We start from the raw sequence: 14,966 nt of genomic DNA on the forward strand, positions 1-14,966 counted from the left end.
TGATTCACAGCTTGACCAGCGCTTTACTTCGGCGCACCGAGCTCGTCGAGGGCGTATTCGGCACCGCGGTTCAACGGCACCGGGTCGGTGTCGCGGGCGTTCTCCAGCGTGATGCCCTTCGCCGCGCCCACGACCTGGGCGAGTTCGGGCTGCTTCTCGAACAGCGTCCTGGTCAACACGCACGCCAGGTTCGCGTCGACGTCGTCGCGCACCAGCAGCACGTTCGGAACGACGATCGTGGCGACATCGGAGGGCAGCTGATAGGTCGCGGCGGGGATCAGGCCTTCCTCGTAGGCGGGGCTGATCTCGGCCATCGCACCGAGTTGAGGCGTGATGTCGACGAACACCACGTCGCCGCGGGCCGAGGTGAACAGGTCGGTGATGCCCGGTGTCGGCAGCCCGCCCGACCAGAACAGCGCATCGATGGAGCCGTCTTTCATACCGTCCACGGTCTTGGTGAGGTCGAGCCGCTGGGCGGCGACGTCGCTCTGGGGGTTGAGCCCCGCCGACTCCAGCAACCGGTTCGCGATCACCTCGGTCCCCGAGCCCGGCGATCCGGTGGAGACGCGCTTGCCCCGCATGTCGGCGATCGAGGTGATGCCGCTGTCGGCGCGCGCAATCACCTGCGTGTAGTTGGGGTAGATGCGCGAGATCGCCTGGATGGGCTGCTCCTCGCCGTCGAAACTGCCCTTGCCCTCGATCGCGTCGGACGCGGTGTCGGCCAGCGAGAACGCCACCTGGTAGCTGCCGCCGACCAGCTGCTCGATGTTCTGCACCGAGGCACCCGTCTCCGCGGCGGTCGCCTTGACCGTCCCGTCGGTGGCGGCCGAGACTTGTTCGGCATAGGCGTTTCCGAGCGAGAAGTACACCCCTGTCGAGTTCCCGGTCGCGATGCTCACCCTGGTGTCGGCGCCGACCTCACAGGTGATCTCGCCGCCCGAGTCCGCGGTCGGGGCGTCCTGCCTCCCGCCGCATCCGCTCGCCGCGGCGCCGGTCAACACCAGCGCCGCCACCACCGTCACTGCACGTCGCATAGCCGTCTCCTCCTGTCGGTGATGATGGTCAGCGCGACTGCACAGAGCAGGCACGCCAGCCCCGCCACGATCGTGACGGGGTCGAGAAAAAGCAGGAGCAGGGCCGCAATCGCGGTGAGCGTCCGCGGGATCCGGCCCATCGCGCCGATGCCGAGCATCCACCCGCCGGCAGCAGACGAGAGCGCGACGATCCCGACACAGGCCACCGCCGACGCCCATGCGACGCCGAGCAGGGGTCCGCGGGCCAGGAGGTACTCCCCCGGCCCGGTCAGCACGAACGCGATCGGCACCAGGAACGCCGGGGCCGCGTACCGCAGCGCCTGCCACATCGTGGGGATGGCACGTCCACCCGTGACCGCCGACGCCCCGACGGCCGCCAGCGCGGTGGGGGGTGTCACCTCGGAGAGCACCGAGTAGTAGAAGACGAACATCGCCGCGGCCGGGGCGGGCACGTCCAGGGCCAGCAGCGCCGGACCGATGATGACCCACCCGATCACGAACGACGCCGTCACCGGGATCGCGAGCCCGAGCAGCGCCAGCGCCACGGCGGCGAAGACCGCGGTCAGCGCCAGCATCAGCGTGCGGTTGTCGGTCAGGGCATCCACCCCGCCGACGAGAACCGACGAAAACTGGGCGCCGAGGCCGGTTTTGGTCGTCATCGCGGTGATGACACCGGCTGCGGCGCACACCGCGACCACCGGCAGCACGCCGCGCACTCCGGCGCTGAGTGCATCGAAGAGCCGACGGGGCGTCAACCGGAAGCGCCGGTCCAGGAACGACAACACGAATGCCAGGGCCGTCGCGTATACCACCGTCCTGGTGGCCGACATCCCCAGCGCCAACAGCACCACGATGGCGATCAGCGAGGAGAAGTGATAGCCGAACCTGCCCAGCAGCTTCCATGCCGACGGCGTGTCCAGGTGCGTCGCCGCCATCCCGAAGCGACGGGCGTCGATCTCGACCGCCAGCAGGATCCCGAGGTAGTAGAGAACGGTCGGGATCATGGCCCAGCCCAGCACCGTCAGATACGACACCTCGAGATACTCGGCGACGATGAAGGCCGCCGCGCCGAGCGTCGGCGGAGACAGCAACGCCCCGACCCCCGCCGCGGCGAGTACACCGCCTGCGCGTTCGGGCGTGTAGCCGGCCCGCCGCATGATCGGCCAGGTCACCGCCCCGACGCTGACGGCGGTCGCGGTGCCCGACCCCGACACCGTCCCCAGCAGGAAGCCCGACGCCACCGCGGTGCGGCCCGCCGCGCTGCGCGAGCGCCGGAACGCCGCCACCGACAGGTCGACGAAAAACCGTGCACCGCCTGACATTTCGAGAACTGCACCGTAGATCGTGAAGAGCACGATGTAGGTGGCGGCAACATCGAGCGGAGTGCCGAAGAAGCCGCTGCCCGAGTTGTAGAGCGCGTCGACGATCTGGTCGAAGTCCAGCCCCGCGTGCGCGATGGCCCACCCCTGGGGAAGCAGACCGCCGTAGTAGCCGTAGGCCAGGAATGCCGCGCACACCACGGGCAACGCCCAACCCGTGGTCCGTCGACAGGCCTCCAGGATCAGCACGAGCAGCAGCGCGCCCATCACGACGTCGATCGGTTCGAGCGTGCCCTGCCGGTCGAGGAACGCGTTGTATCCGCCGCCGCCGGCGCCCAGGCTCACCGGCAGGACGGGATACAGACACACCACCAGCGTGACGGCGGCCAGCACCCAGTCGACGATCCCGGGCCGATCCTCGGGGTCCAGCCGTTTCCAGCCCGAGCGGTAGACCAGGTACACCAGCGGAAGGGAGCCCGCCAGGAAGACGATGAGGTAGAACTGGCTGCCCTGCGGCAGCGGTCGAAAGACCTGCCAGACGGTCAGCAGCGCGACGGCGAAGGCGACGCAGGCGACCAGGCGCAGTGTCCCGCCCCGCAGCTCACGACCGGGTTTCTCCTGATCGTCGACCTGGGGTGCGGCGGCTGCCGCGGTCACGGGCGCGGTGGGTGACGCCGTGGCGACCACCGTCGGGGAGTCGCCGGGCTCCTGCGTTGAGCTCCGGTCCATTGGCACCAAACGGTAAGCGCCGCAGGCCCGGGCCGCGGCGGAATACCGACTTCCATTGGCGCGCCACGCTTGTCATCGAACCGACGCGCCTACCCTGGGGTGATGGGCACCGTGGAGCAGCGTGCAGGCGTGGACCTGACCAACCTCGACGAGCAGCTCACCGGTGATGCCGCGGCCACCAAACGCGACCTGGTCGACTATCTCGATGCCGTCGCCGACCGCATGCTCCCCGTCCTGGCGGGTCGGCCGCTCACCGTGCTGCGGGCGCTGCGGGGCCGGGCGCCGTTCATGCAGAAGAACGTGCCGAAGCACACCCCGGAATGGGTGCGAACGGTGGCGATCTGGGCTGAGGCGTCCAAGCGGGAGATCCACTACGCCCTCTGCGACGACCGGCGCACCCTGCTGTGGCTGGCCAACCAGCGCGCGATCGAGTACCACCCCGCCCTGGGGCCGGCCGAGGACATCTACCGACCCACGCATCTGATCCTCGATCTCGATCCCCCGACGGGCGACGACTTCGCCGCCGTCGTCGCCGTGGCCCACCTCGTGCGGCAGGCTCTCGCCGATTGCGGGCTGTCCGGGGCGGTGAAGACCAGCGGCTCCCGGGGCGTCCACATCTTCGTCCCGATCGACGACAGCGCGGCCGTCGACGATGTCGCTGCCGCCACCCGGGCGCTCGCGGCGCGGGCCGAGGCACTCGACCCGTCGCTGGCCACGACGGCCTTCATCGTCGAGGACCGGGCCGGGAAGGTGTTCGTCGACGCCACGCGGGCCGGGGGCGCCACTGTCGCCGCGGCCTACAGCCCCCGGCTGCGGGCCGGCACGCCGGTGTCGTTCCCGGTGGCGTGGTCGGACCTCGATCGCGTGCAGCCGTCAGACTTCACCGTCCACACCGCCGTCGCGCTGTTGGACGGCCGCGACCCCTGGGCTGAGGCCATGCCGACGGCCCAGCGGTTACCGCTCGATCTCATCGGGCAGGGCCGGACCATCCCGGTGGCGCGGGTGGCGGCGATGCACGAAGGCAAGAGGCGCGCGAAGGCCCGCCGCGACGGCGGCTGACGGCTCAGGAACCGGTCGCGGGTGTCACGGTGGTGACCTCGGTCAGCCCGCTGACCTTGAGCACCGGCAGCAGCACCGGATTGACCACGAGGGCGATCGACTCGGCGTGGTCGAACAGCACGTTGATGGCGCCGCTGTCCAGGTACTCGACCTCGCTGAGGTCGACGTGCAGGGGCGAGCCGTCCGCGCCGACCTCGGTCGCCGTCGAGAGGGCGTCGGCGAAGGTCGAGATGTTGCTCAGATCGAGCTCGCCGACAGCAACCAGCACGAGCACGCCGTCGTCGCGACGGTCGGTGCGCAGCCGCAGCGGGGTGGCCATCAAGCGATCCTCGTGTTCATGTGCACGGTGGTGCCGGTGGAGTGCGATTCGATGGTGACATCGTGCATCAAGGCTCGCATGAGCGCGATACCACGTCCGCGATGCACCGACGGTATCTCGGCCGGAGTCTTCCATTTGCCGGTGTCGACGATGGTCACCTGCAGGCGGTCGGGCAGCATGATCGCCTGCAGACGGACCCGCCCGTCGGGGTGGTCGCGGTGGCCGTGCTCGATCGCGTTCGCGAGCGCTTCCCCGACGGCGATGAGTACGTCGAGGGCTTGATCGGCCGACACCCCGCCGCTGTCCAGCCAGCCGCGCAGCGCGGTCCGGCTGGCCGCGAGCTCGCCGACATCGGCGGCCATGTCGAGGTCCAGCGGCGCGGGCTGCCGGTACAGGAGAAGTGCCACATCGTCGTGATACCCATCCGTCGGCGCGAGCCTCGCCATGATCACGTTCGCGAGTTCGTCGAGTTCGGTGGAGCGATTGTCCTGGACGACATCCGTGGCCCTGGCGATGCCGTCGTCGATCGATTCGCGGCGGCGTTCCACCAGGCCGTCGGTGTACAGCAGCAGCGTCGCGCGCGGCGGCATCGTCTCGGTGGCCTCGGTGCGGTGCGGAGCGTTGCGCAGGCCCAGCGGTGTGGTCCGGGCGCCCTCCAGAAGGTGCGTGCTCCGGTCGGCCATGACCAGGATCGGCGGCGGGTGGCCCGCGCACGAGTAGACGACCTCGCCGGTCTCGGGGTTGAGGACCGCGCAGAACGCCGTGGTGCAGCGGGCGCCGGGAAGCCGGGCGGCGAACCTGTCCAGCGCGGAGAGAGCAGCGGCAGGACTGGGATGCTCCAGCAGCAGCGCACGACAGGCGCTGCGCAACTGCCCCATCACCGTGGCAGCGGCCAGCCCGTGCCCGACGCAGTCGCCCACGATCAATCCGATCCGGCCGTCGTCGAGGTCGACGACGTCGTACCAGTCGCCGCCGACCTGCAGCGGCCGGGTGGCCGGCTGATACCGGACGGCGAAACCGCTCGACAGCGACGGGCCGAGGATCGCGTGCTGCAGGGCGAGCGCGGTCTCGCGCTGCTGATCGATCTGGTGGACGCGCTGCAGGCCCTGCCCGAGCCGGCCTGCCAGCATCGTGAGCAACGTGCGGTCGTCGGCGGTGAAGTGCCGCTGCTCGAAGAGCTCGAGATGGATGACCAGGACCCCGAGCGGATGGCGCAGGGCGATGCCGGCCGACCCGGCGACCGACGTGTGCGGATCCAGCAGATCGTCGTCCCGCACCGCCACGATCGCGTCCCGCACGTCCTGGGCCAGCCCCGTCCAGCGGGCAGGATCGCCGACGCAGATCAGGTCGGGACCCGAGGGGTCGGCCTCGGCATCGGTGTGGCCGTGCCATGTGGCCGCGACGACCCGCCGGGCCTGCCACACGGCCGAGAACGCCTCCGCGGCGGCGAGCACCGCGTCGTCGAGGGTGTCGGCCTGCACGAGCGCCTCGCTCAGCGAGGCCAGCGCGGACTCACGCTGCACGATGTACCGCTCGGCGGTGACGTCGCGCAACGTGCCCACGATGACGTCACGGCCCGTCTCGGGATCCTCGGCATGGGTGAACGTGGCGGTGACCCACACGCGGTGCCCGTCGCGGTGGTTGACCGGTACCGCGGTGATGGTGCCGTGCGGCTGGTCGATCAGGCTGCCGAACGCCTCGGCTACCCGGCGGTGGGCGTCCGGGTCGCTCTCCGCGGACGGCCACCACGGATAGGTGGGCCGATAGGGCAGCCCGGCGGTGCCGAATCCCAGGATCTCGGTGAACGCCGGGTTGATCTCGACCACCGCGCCGTCCTCGTCGCAGACGAAGAAGGCTTCCTGCAGTGAGTCGACCAGCGCGGTGCGCCACCGCGCGTGGTGATTGCGCAGACGGGCGAGTTCGACATTCGCGCGCACCCGGGCCAGAAGCTCGGCCGCGGCGAACGGCTTGACCAGATAGTCGTCGGCGCCGGCGCGCAGACCGCTGATCGACGCCTCCTGGCCTGCCCGCGCCGACAGCAGCAGCACCGGGACCGCGGCGGTCCGGCGGTCGGCGCGCAGTTCCGCGACGAGGCCCAGCCCGTCGAGCCTGGGCATCATCACATCGCTGATCACGATGTCCGGGGCACTTGCCCGGACGGCCTCCAGCGCCTGCTGCCCGTCGACGACGGCGTCGACCTGGTAGCCGTCGGAACGCAGCAGCCGCGTCAGGTACTCCCGCATGTCGGCGTTGTCGTCGGCGATCAGCACCCGCGCGGGCGTCTCGGCGCCCCCCGCGCTCCTCTCCGAAAGCGTTGCGGCGACGGCGGTCTGAGCCTCGATGTCGGTGATATCGGCGGGGATCCAGCGCAGCGCCTCTTCGACGTAGGCGTCCGCGCCTACGACGGCCCTGCGCCCGTTGAGGACCGGCGCGACGGCGTCGTCCGGCAGGTGTGCCGTGCCGAACGGGAGCCGGATCGTGAAGGTGGTGCCCCGACCCTCGGCACTGTCGGCGGAGATCGTGCCGCCGTGCAGGCCGATCAACTCCTTGACGAGCGCCAGGCCGATCCCGCTGCCCTCGTTGGAGCGGGCCCTGGCGTTCTCGATCCGGTGGAACCGCTCGAAGAGCCTGGGCATCTCGTCGGCCGGCACGCCGGTCCCGGTGTCGGCGACCGTCACCACCGCGTCGTGGCCGTCTCGGCGGGCGGTGACCGAGATGCCGCCCGTGAAGGTGAATTTGAGCGCGTTCGACAAGAGGTTGAAGACGATCTTCTCCCACATGTCGCGGTCGACGTACACCGAGTCGTCCATCTGCGGGCAGTCCACGGTGAGCGTCAGGCCGGCGCGTTCGATCGCCGAGCGGAACACACTGGCCAGTTCGGCGGTGAGGCTGCCGAGATCGACCGGTTCGTAGCGGGCCTGCGTGCGCCCCGCCTCGATGCGGGAGAAGTCCAGGAGCGTGTTCACCAGCTTGGTGAGCCGTAATCCGTTGCGCCACACCACATCGAGCTCCTGGCGGGCATCCTCTCCGATGCTCTCGGAGCGCCGCAGTTCGGCGACCGGATCCAGGATGAGCGTCAGCGGTGTGCGGAACTCGTGGCTGATGTTGGAGAAGAACGTGGTCTTGGCGCGGTCCAGTTCGGCCAGTTCCTCGGCGCGCTTCTGCTGGGTGCGGTAGCTGCGTGACAGGCCGATGCCGGCCGCGATGTGTCCGGCGACGAGCGTGACGAAACCCCGGTAGGCCTCGTCGAGTGGGCGGTAGCGGTTGAGCCCGCCCACCAGGAAGCCGCTGGGCGAGCCGCCCTGCTGCAGCAGTGGGACGATCAGCGCCTGCTCCGGCGGATCGGGCCACTCACCGGTCGGCAGCGACGGATACGCGTCGTGATCGATCGTGACCACGACGGAATCGCCGCGGGTCGGCTCCGCCAACGGCCACGGCTCCCCCGCGGTGCCCGTCAACGTCTCGGGCGCCGCCGGGTGACCCGAGGGGATACCGCTGCGACCCGCCAGGCGCGCCGAACCGTCGTCGGCGAACAGATAGGTGAGCGTGAAGGGCAGGTCGCGCAGGTTCTGCGACAGCTGTTGATCGGCGAAGCCGAGGATCTCTTCTTCGGTGCGCACCAGGCTGGGGTCGGAACCGAGGTCGCGCAGCGTGGCCATCCGGCGTTCGGCGATGACCTGTTGGGTGTCCTCGCTGACGACGCACAGCATGCCCACGACTGTTCCGTCGTCGTCGCGCAGCGGGCTGTAGGAGAACGTGTGGTAGGACTCCTCGGTGTAGCCGGAGCGGCGCAGGAAGAGCAGCAGCGCCGTGTCCCACGTCGCTTCGCCGGTGGACAGGACTCGTTCGATGCGCGGCCCGATGTCGCCCCAGATCTCGGCCCACACTTCGCGCGCCGGGCGGCCCAGTGCCCACGGGTATTTGCGGCCGAGCGTGTCGCGGCGGTAGGCGTCGTTGCAGAAGAACGTCAGCTCCGGGCCCCAGGCCATCCACATCGGGAATCGCGAGGACAGCAGGATGCTGGTCGCGGTCAGCAGGCTCTGCGGCCACTGGTCGGGCGGGCCCAGCGGCGTGGCGGCCCAATCCACCCGGGCGTGATCCCTTCCGACGTCGCTTCCGTCGGCGAAGACGCCGGACGGGGTGGAACCGTCGACTCCGGTGCCGGTCACTGCGCGCCGCCCGTCGCGGCCATCGCCTCGTCCAGGCTCGGGTACGGCCGCAGGATCTCCTGCAGGCGGGTGACCTCGATGGGCCGGGTCACCTCGGAGTTGGTGGCCACCACCCGCAGCGCGACCCCCCGCACGTCTGCCCTCTCGGCGCCGTCGAGCAACGCGTTGAGCCCGGCGCTGCCGAAGTAGGAGACCGCGTCGAGATCGACGACGAGAACTGCGGATCGTGTTGCGGCCGCGGCGAGGGCGCCCTCCAGCGCGGCCGCGAGGATTTCGACTGTGCCGGTGTCGACTTCGCCGTCAGCACACAGGACGATCGCGCCGGGCCGCATCTCCTGAGCGACGTCCAGATGTGTCACGACTTCTCGCACCGTCACCGGACGCGCTGATGAGCGGTGAGGAGGAGATGGTCGAACTGCCTGCGCAGCTCGTCCTGCTGGAACACCAGCGCGGGGAACTCCGCGACGATCCGGGATGCCAGGACCCGGAGTTTCGTGTTGGTCTGCTGGGAGCGCCACTGCAGAAGTTCGAAGGCCTGGTCCGCATCGACCCCGTACACCAGCATCAACGCTCCCTTGGCCTGCTCGATCTCTGCACGCGCGGCGAACAGGTCCGGTAGCGAACTGTTCAGGGCGTCCCGCCGGGCCTGATTCAACGTGTCGGTGAGCTCGACGTAGTAGCCCTCGGTCCCGACCACGGCCCCGAGGTCATCGAACATCCGGTCGGCCAGCACGAGCACAGTGTGCTCCTGGTTGCGGGTGTCGATGAACCGGTGCCTGCTGGAGAACGCCCCGCCGGTGTGCAGCGCCTGATCGAGAAGTTCCTGTACGTGCCGTCGGTCCTCGGGATGTTTGTGCGCGAGCAACAGCTCGGTGCTCGGAGTGACGGTGCCGGGTTCGTAACCGTGCATCAGGGCCACTTCGTCCGACCACTCCCAGCGCTGACCGACGAACCAGAATCGGAAGCTGCCGACGCGGAGATCGCCACTGGACCGGAGGAAGTCATCCAACTCGGGTGCGGACGCCCGGTCAGTATGCGGCATTGCCGCATTATTCCACTTCAGCGCGCGCGGCAAACCTGTTCAGCCAGGGTGGGGGCGTGACGTGGCTGCCCCGAGCCGTCGTGGCCGCCGAATTCCGTCCCGCGCCTCCATTGTTCGCCGGTAGCCGAGCGGCTACCGTGAATCGCCGGAGAGTCGGGAACGGGGAGGCGTCGATGACCGTGGATCGTGTTCGGGGCAAGGCCGGCCGCGTGGGTGGGTTCACCGCCGCGCTCGGTGTGGGGGCGGTGATCGCCCTCGGTGCGGCAGGTCCGGCCTGGGCGGCCGACGAGGGAACGTCCGCAGAGAGTCCGTCGGACTCGTCGCAGACCGACGACGCGCCGAAACCCGCCCGCGACAACGACTCCGAGTCGACCCCGGCCGCACCGGCGTCCGGCACGGAGGATCCCGCCGACCCTGCCGAGACCGGCGGTACTGGCGACACCGGCGGCACCGGCGAGCCACGGGACGATGCCGAGCCGGAGGACGGGTCGGACGTCAGCGACGCAGACCTCGCGGAGGATCCGACCGACGCGCAGGCGGACCCCGACGAGACCCTCGACGATGCCGATGCCGATGCGCATGCCCATGCCGAGGCGCCGGACAGCCGGGATACGGCCACGGTCGACATCGTCGACACGACCACCGGGACCACTACCCCGGACGCGCCCGCCGCCGTGCCGGCCCTGTGGTCGCTAGCCGGGGCCGCCCGCCGCGAGGACGACGACCGCACCCACGAACAATCCACCGCTCCCACGACGGCCGGCACCCTTCCCGCCTCGGAGATCGCGGTGCTGGCGGTCCCGCCCGCTACCGAGCCGGTCTATACGGGCCGGCCGTCTTTCGTGCACAACCTCGTCACGGCGGGACTGAACGTGCTCAAGGTGGTGCTCAAACCGTTCGGCGGGTTGCTGTCCTTCACCAGCCTCAAGATCCCGTTCTTCACCGACGGCATCCCGCCGTTCTTCTTCAGGGCCGGACTCGACGTGACGCGCACCGAGTTCGAGGGCATGAAGGTGTGGTCGCTCACGCCGCGCAGGAATGCCACCGACGACGTCGTGGTCGCGCTGCACGGCGGCGCCTACGTCGCCACCGCCAGCATCTTCCACTGGTGGACCTACGCCGACATGGCCCGCGACACCGGTGCCACGGTGATCGTTCCGCTGCAGACCCTCGTCACCAAGGGCGGAACGGCAGCCACCGAAGTGCCCCGCACGGCGAATTTCCTCACCGCGGTGATCGATGAGCACGGCGCGCAGAACGTCAGCCTGTTCGGCGACTCCGCCGGTGGCGGCCTCGCCCTGGCCGCGACGCAGGAACTGGTGCGCCGCAACGCGACGACGCCGTCGCGGATGGTGCTGCTGGCGCCGTGGCTGGACGTCTCGATGAGCGATCCACGCAGTGCCGAGGTCAGGGATCCCCTGCTCGACATCCCGAATCTCGTTCGCTCGGGCGCGAAGTGGGCCGGCGCGGCAGGCACGTCCGACCCGATGGCGAGCCCACTGTTCGGGTCGCTGCAGGGGTTGCCGCCGACCGTCGTCTACAGCTCGTCGCGGGACCTGCTGACGGTGGACACGGTGCGGTTGCGCGACCGCGTGCTCGCCGAGGGGATTCCGAACGTGACGTTCCAGTTCCGCGCGGGGCTGATCCACGACTGGTTCACGTTCCCGTTCCTGCCCGACGCCCACGAGGATCGGGCCGGCGTCTACGCAGACCTGGTGGGGCCGTCCGTGGTGTCGACCCGGGCCTCCGTCTGATTCCGCTGTCCTCCAAACCTTCTCGCCACGAAGTACAGGACCACTCCGCCGGCGAGCAGGGCTGCGGCCAGCAGCCACACCTTCGCGCTCTGCTGTGTCAGCAACAGCACGCAGGAGCCGATGCCCAGGACCGGCACGAACGTCCAGACCTGGAAGTGGTCGTGGTCGACGTGGTCGCGCCGCAACACCAGTACCGACACGTTCGCCGAGAGGAACACGAACAGCAGCAGGAGCACGACGGTTTCGGCGAGCATGGACAGATCGCCGATGAGCGTCAGCACCATGGCGACCGCGGTCGTCGCGACGATGGCGACCCACGGGGTCCGGCGGTTGGGGAGCACGCGTGCGAACAGCGCCGGCAGCAGGCCCTGTTCCGACATCCCGAACGTCAACCTGCTCGACATGATCATCGTCAGCAGCGCGCCGTTGGCCACCGCGATCAGGGCGATCAGGCTGAACAGCCACCCCGGCACCGCCACCCCGGACGCGGCGACCACGTCGAGCAGCGGCCCGGAGGACTGCGAGAGTTCCGCCGGCGGCAGTGCGACGGCGCTGGCGATGCCGACCAGCGCGTACACCACGCCGGCGGTGATCAGCGCGGAGAACAGCGCCCGGGGATACACCCGGCTCGGATCCTTGATCTCCTCGACGACGTTGGCGGAGGTCTCGAAACCGACGAACGAGTAGTAGGCGAGGATGGCGCCGCCCAGGATCGCCAGTGCCGGCGTCGTGCCGTCGGGGAACTCGGTGACCCGGCCGACGTCGCCGTCTCCGCGGCCGACCATCAGGGCGACGACGACGATGACGAGGATCAGTCCGGAGACCTCGATGGCCGTCATCACCACATTGGACTTCAGGGATTCGCTGATGCCCCGCGCGTTCAAGCAGGCCACCAGCGCCAGGAACGCCAGCGCGGCAACGGTGGTCGGGATGTCGACGAACGTGGCGAGGTAGTCGCCCGAGAAGGCCAACGCGAGACCGGCCGCACTCGTGACGCCCGCGGCGAGCATGCTGAAACCGACAAGGAACGAGATCACGGGCCGGCCGAACGCGCGCTCGGCGAACACCGCGGCACCACCGGCCCGCGGGTACTTCGTCACCAGCTCGGCGTAGGACCCGGCGGTGAGGAGCGCCAGCAGCAGGGCGACGGTCAGCGGCGCCCACAGGACGCCTCCGACCTCGCCGGACAGCTCACCCATCAGCGCATAGATGCCGGCTCCCAGGACGTCGCCGAGGATGAAGAGGAACAGCAGCGGGCCCGTGATGCGGCGCGCCAGCTTCGTCGGCTCTGCCCTCACTTCTGCTGCGTCGGTTGCCATCGCTCCCCCTACTGGTCGGCCTGCCGGCCGATACGGCCGTGTCAGCAGGTACCCCGACCTGGGCCATTCGATGCATTTTCACGATCGAAAGGTGGCTGAGGACCCCGCACCGTCGCTCGGCGGCGCGGTGGTTGCGCCCGTTCGTCACGCACAGAAAGCCACCTGCGCCACGGGGGCGGCGGTCAGAATGACCAGATGCGCTTCGGAAACTTCATGGCTCCGTTCCACCCCACCGGTCAGAACCCCACTCTCGCCCTGGAGCGCGATCTGGACCTGATCGTCGCGATGGACCACCTGGGCTTCGACGAGGCGTGGGTGGGCGAGCACCACTCCGCAGGCTTCGAGATCATCGCCTCCCCCGAGGTGTTCATCGGCGTCGCCGCCGAGCGGACGAAACACCTCAGGCTCGGCACGGGTGTCAGCTCGTTGCCCTACCACAACCCGCTGATGCTGGCCGATCGCATGGTGCTGCTCGACCACCTGACCCGGGGCCGGGTCATGCTGGGCTGCGGGCCCGGCCAGCTCACGTCGGACGCCCACATGCTGGGCATTCCGGCCGACGAGCAGCGCCCGCGCATGGAGCAGTGCCTCGATGCGATCGTCCGCCTGCTGCGCGGGGAGACGGTCACCATGCACACCGACGGGTTCACCCTGCAGGACGCGCGCCTGCAGCTGCGGCCCTACAGCCGACCCTGCTTCGACATCGCGGTCGCCGCATCGTTCTCCCCGACCGGCCCGCGGGGTGCGGGCCGGCACGGGATCGGCATGCTCTCGATCGCCGCCACGGCCCGACAGGGCATGGATCTGCTTGCCCAGCACTGGAATACGTGGGAAGAGGTCGCCGCGCAGAACGGTCACGTCGCCGACCGGTCCAAGTGGCGGCTGGTGGGGCCGATGCATCTCGCCGAGACGCGTGAGCAGGCCGAGCGGGACGTGGAGTACGGCATCGCGGAGTTCTCCGATTACTTCACCCACATCCTGCCCGCCGGGCCGGTCCAGGGCGGCACGCCCGCGGAGATCATCGCCAACAATCGGGAGACGGGCTTTGCGGTGATCGGCACGCCGGACGACGCGATCGCGAAAATCGAGGAGTTGGTGGAGGCGAGCAACGGAGGGTTCGGCGCCTTTCTGTTGTTCGACCACGACTGGGCGCCGCCGGCGGCGAAGCTGCGCAGCTACGAACTGTTCGCGCAGTATGTGATCCCGCACTTCACCGGCCAACTCGGCGGACCGATCGCCTCGCGCGACTGGGTCACCGGAAGTGGGCGCTCCTTCGTCGACCAGGCGGCACACGCGATCGGCAAGGCCATCGACGATCACGCCGCCGAACAACAGGCTGCGCCGAGCCAGAGGCCCGATGATCGAGGGTGACCACGATCTGGGCACCGTCCTGCGGAACCATCTGACACAGTGGCAGCTTCGCGTCGACGGACCCACCCACGAGGGCGCAGACTCTCTGGTCACACCCGTGCGCACCGACGACGGGACGGCCGCCGTCCTCAAGGTGAGCGCGCCGCAGACCGCATCCCCGCACGAGCACCTCGTGCTACGGCGCTGGGGCGGCGACGGAGCCGTGCGACTGCTGCGGGCGGATCCGCCGGCACATGCGCTCCTGCTCGAGCGGCTCCGGCCGCCACGGTTGGACGAGAGCGCCGACACGATCGCGTGCGAGGTCATCGGGGGGCTCTACCGCACCCTGCACGTGCCCGCATTGCCTCAATTGCTCTCTGCCACAGCGGATGTCGCAGACCGGATCGAGGTGTTGCGGAGGCTGCCCCGCGGCGCGCCGATCCCGCACCGGCTCGTCACCCAGGTCATCGCGCTGAGCCGAGACCTGACGGCCGACCGGAGCGGCGAGGTGGTGCTGCACGGCGACCTGCACCCCGGCAAGGTCTTCACCGCCGGACGCCGACCGTGGCTGGCGGTGGCTCCGCGTCCGGTCAACGGCGACCGGCACTACGAGATCGCACCGATGCTGTGGCACCGGTGGGATGCGCTCACGGGCAACATCCGCGACGGTGTCCGCCACCGGTTCCACACCCTCGTCGCCGTCGCCGACCTCGACGAGGATCTCGCCCGCGCATGGACCCTGGTGCGGGTCGTGCACGCGTGGACGCACGAACTGCTGGCCGGCGCCGCTACCGAAGCCGTCGCGGATGCTGCGGCGTCGAGCAGATACGCGGCGATCGCCAAAGCTGTGCAGGACTGACCGCACGACGGAA

Annotated in this window: 11 protein-coding genes; 4 read left to right on the plus strand and 7 right to left on the minus strand. The window is 69.8% G+C overall.

The features are described from left to right. Positions 1 to 23: 23 nt before the first annotated feature. Both FHR72_RS15600 and FHR72_RS15605 read right to left on the minus strand, forming a co-directional pair. Positions 24 to 1,034 (minus strand): TAXI family TRAP transporter solute-binding subunit, encoded by a 1,011-nt coding sequence (locus FHR72_RS15600; RefSeq protein ID WP_183469579.1) that lies wholly within the window; start codon positions 1,032 to 1,034, stop codon positions 24 to 26. Beyond that, positions 1,019 to 3,082, minus strand: coding sequence for a TRAP transporter permease (locus FHR72_RS15605; protein WP_183469581.1), 2,064 nt, complete (start codon positions 3,080 to 3,082; stop codon positions 1,019 to 1,021). The genes FHR72_RS15600 and FHR72_RS15605 overlap by 16 nt, the downstream gene beginning before the upstream one ends. A gap of 102 nt (positions 3,083 to 3,184) precedes the next feature. Here FHR72_RS15605 and FHR72_RS15610 point away from each other — a divergent pair, with 102 nt between their 5' ends. Then, on the plus strand, positions 3,185 to 4,141 hold the full coding sequence (locus FHR72_RS15610; protein WP_183469583.1) for a DNA polymerase domain-containing protein: 957 nt from the start codon (positions 3,185 to 3,187) through the stop codon (positions 4,139 to 4,141). A 4-nt stretch (positions 4,142 to 4,145) separates the two neighbouring features. Here the strand turns inward: FHR72_RS15610 and FHR72_RS15615 are convergent, their stop codons facing one another. From FHR72_RS15615 to FHR72_RS15630, 4 genes are read right to left on the minus strand one after another with little or no spacing between them, the layout of a single operon-like run. After that, a complete protein-coding gene (locus tag FHR72_RS15615) occupies positions 4,146 to 4,460 on the minus strand; it encodes an STAS domain-containing protein (RefSeq protein ID WP_183469585.1) in 315 nt (104 codons plus the stop codon). Continuing rightward, positions 4,460 to 8,629, minus strand: coding sequence for a SpoIIE family protein phosphatase (locus FHR72_RS15620; RefSeq protein ID WP_183469587.1), 4,170 nt, complete (start codon positions 8,627 to 8,629; stop codon positions 4,460 to 4,462). The genes FHR72_RS15615 and FHR72_RS15620 overlap by 1 nt, the downstream gene beginning before the upstream one ends. Further along, positions 8,626 to 8,988 (minus strand): STAS domain-containing protein, encoded by a 363-nt coding sequence (locus tag FHR72_RS15625; RefSeq protein ID WP_183469589.1) that lies wholly within the window; start codon positions 8,986 to 8,988, stop codon positions 8,626 to 8,628. The genes FHR72_RS15620 and FHR72_RS15625 overlap by 4 nt, the downstream gene beginning before the upstream one ends. 14 nt (positions 8,989 to 9,002) lie before the next feature. Beyond that, the gene (locus FHR72_RS15630; RefSeq protein WP_183469591.1) at positions 9,003 to 9,671 is read right to left on the minus strand and encodes a PAS and ANTAR domain-containing protein; all 669 of its coding nucleotides are present in this window, start codon (positions 9,669 to 9,671) and stop codon (positions 9,003 to 9,005) included. A gap of 173 nt (positions 9,672 to 9,844) precedes the next feature. On the opposite strand from FHR72_RS15630, the gene FHR72_RS15635 reads away from it, so the two are divergent. Further along, the gene (locus FHR72_RS15635) at positions 9,845 to 11,425 is read left to right on the plus strand and encodes an alpha/beta hydrolase fold domain-containing protein (protein ID WP_183469593.1); all 1,581 of its coding nucleotides are present in this window, start codon (positions 9,845 to 9,847) and stop codon (positions 11,423 to 11,425) included. Here FHR72_RS15635 and FHR72_RS15640 read toward each other — a convergent pair. Beyond that, the gene (locus tag FHR72_RS15640) at positions 11,374 to 12,744 is read right to left on the minus strand and encodes an APC family permease (protein WP_183469595.1); all 1,371 of its coding nucleotides are present in this window, start codon (positions 12,742 to 12,744) and stop codon (positions 11,374 to 11,376) included. The two genes, FHR72_RS15635 and FHR72_RS15640, sit on opposite strands and share 52 nt — an antisense overlap. A gap of 195 nt (positions 12,745 to 12,939) precedes the next feature. Between FHR72_RS15640 and FHR72_RS15645 the strand changes: the two genes are divergently transcribed. Both FHR72_RS15645 and FHR72_RS15650 read left to right on the plus strand, forming a co-directional pair. Continuing rightward, positions 12,940 to 14,115, plus strand: coding sequence for an LLM class flavin-dependent oxidoreductase (locus FHR72_RS15645; RefSeq protein WP_183469597.1), 1,176 nt, complete (start codon positions 12,940 to 12,942; stop codon positions 14,113 to 14,115). After that, positions 14,102 to 14,953, plus strand: a complete 852-nt coding sequence (locus FHR72_RS15650; RefSeq protein ID WP_183469599.1) for an aminoglycoside phosphotransferase family protein — start codon at positions 14,102 to 14,104, stop codon at positions 14,951 to 14,953. Before FHR72_RS15645 ends, FHR72_RS15650 begins: the two co-directional genes overlap by 14 nt. The last annotated feature ends 13 nt before the right edge of the window (positions 14,954 to 14,966 follow it).

Origin of the sequence: Mycolicibacterium iranicum (assembly GCF_014190915.1) — a bacterium.
Lineage (GTDB): Bacteria > Actinomycetota > Actinomycetes > Mycobacteriales > Mycobacteriaceae > Mycobacterium > Mycobacterium iranicum_B.

Excerpts from the sequence above, each read along its gene's own strand:
- FHR72_RS15635 (WP_183469593.1), top strand. The coding sequence starts at position 9,845 with ATGACCGTGGATCGTGTTCGGGGCAAGGCCGGCCGCGTGGGTGGGTTC.
- FHR72_RS15650 (WP_183469599.1), top strand. The coding sequence starts at position 14,102 with ATGATCGAGGGTGACCACGATCTGGGCACCGTCCTGCGGAACCATCTG.
- FHR72_RS15645 (WP_183469597.1), top strand. The coding sequence starts at position 12,940 with ATGCGCTTCGGAAACTTCATGGCTCCGTTCCACCCCACCGGTCAGAAC.
- FHR72_RS15615 (WP_183469585.1), bottom strand. The coding sequence starts at position 4,460 with ATGGCCACCCCGCTGCGGCTGCGCACCGACCGTCGCGACGACGGCGTG.
- FHR72_RS15640 (WP_183469595.1), bottom strand. The coding sequence starts at position 12,744 with ATGGCAACCGACGCAGCAGAAGTGAGGGCAGAGCCGACGAAGCTGGCG.
- FHR72_RS15610 (WP_183469583.1), top strand. The coding sequence starts at position 3,185 with ATGGGCACCGTGGAGCAGCGTGCAGGCGTGGACCTGACCAACCTCGAC.
- FHR72_RS15605 (WP_183469581.1), bottom strand. The coding sequence starts at position 3,082 with ATGGACCGGAGCTCAACGCAGGAGCCCGGCGACTCCCCGACGGTGGTC.
- FHR72_RS15600 (WP_183469579.1), bottom strand. The coding sequence starts at position 1,034 with ATGCGACGTGCAGTGACGGTGGTGGCGGCGCTGGTGTTGACCGGCGCC.
- FHR72_RS15630 (WP_183469591.1), bottom strand. The coding sequence starts at position 9,671 with ATGCCGCATACTGACCGGGCGTCCGCACCCGAGTTGGATGACTTCCTC.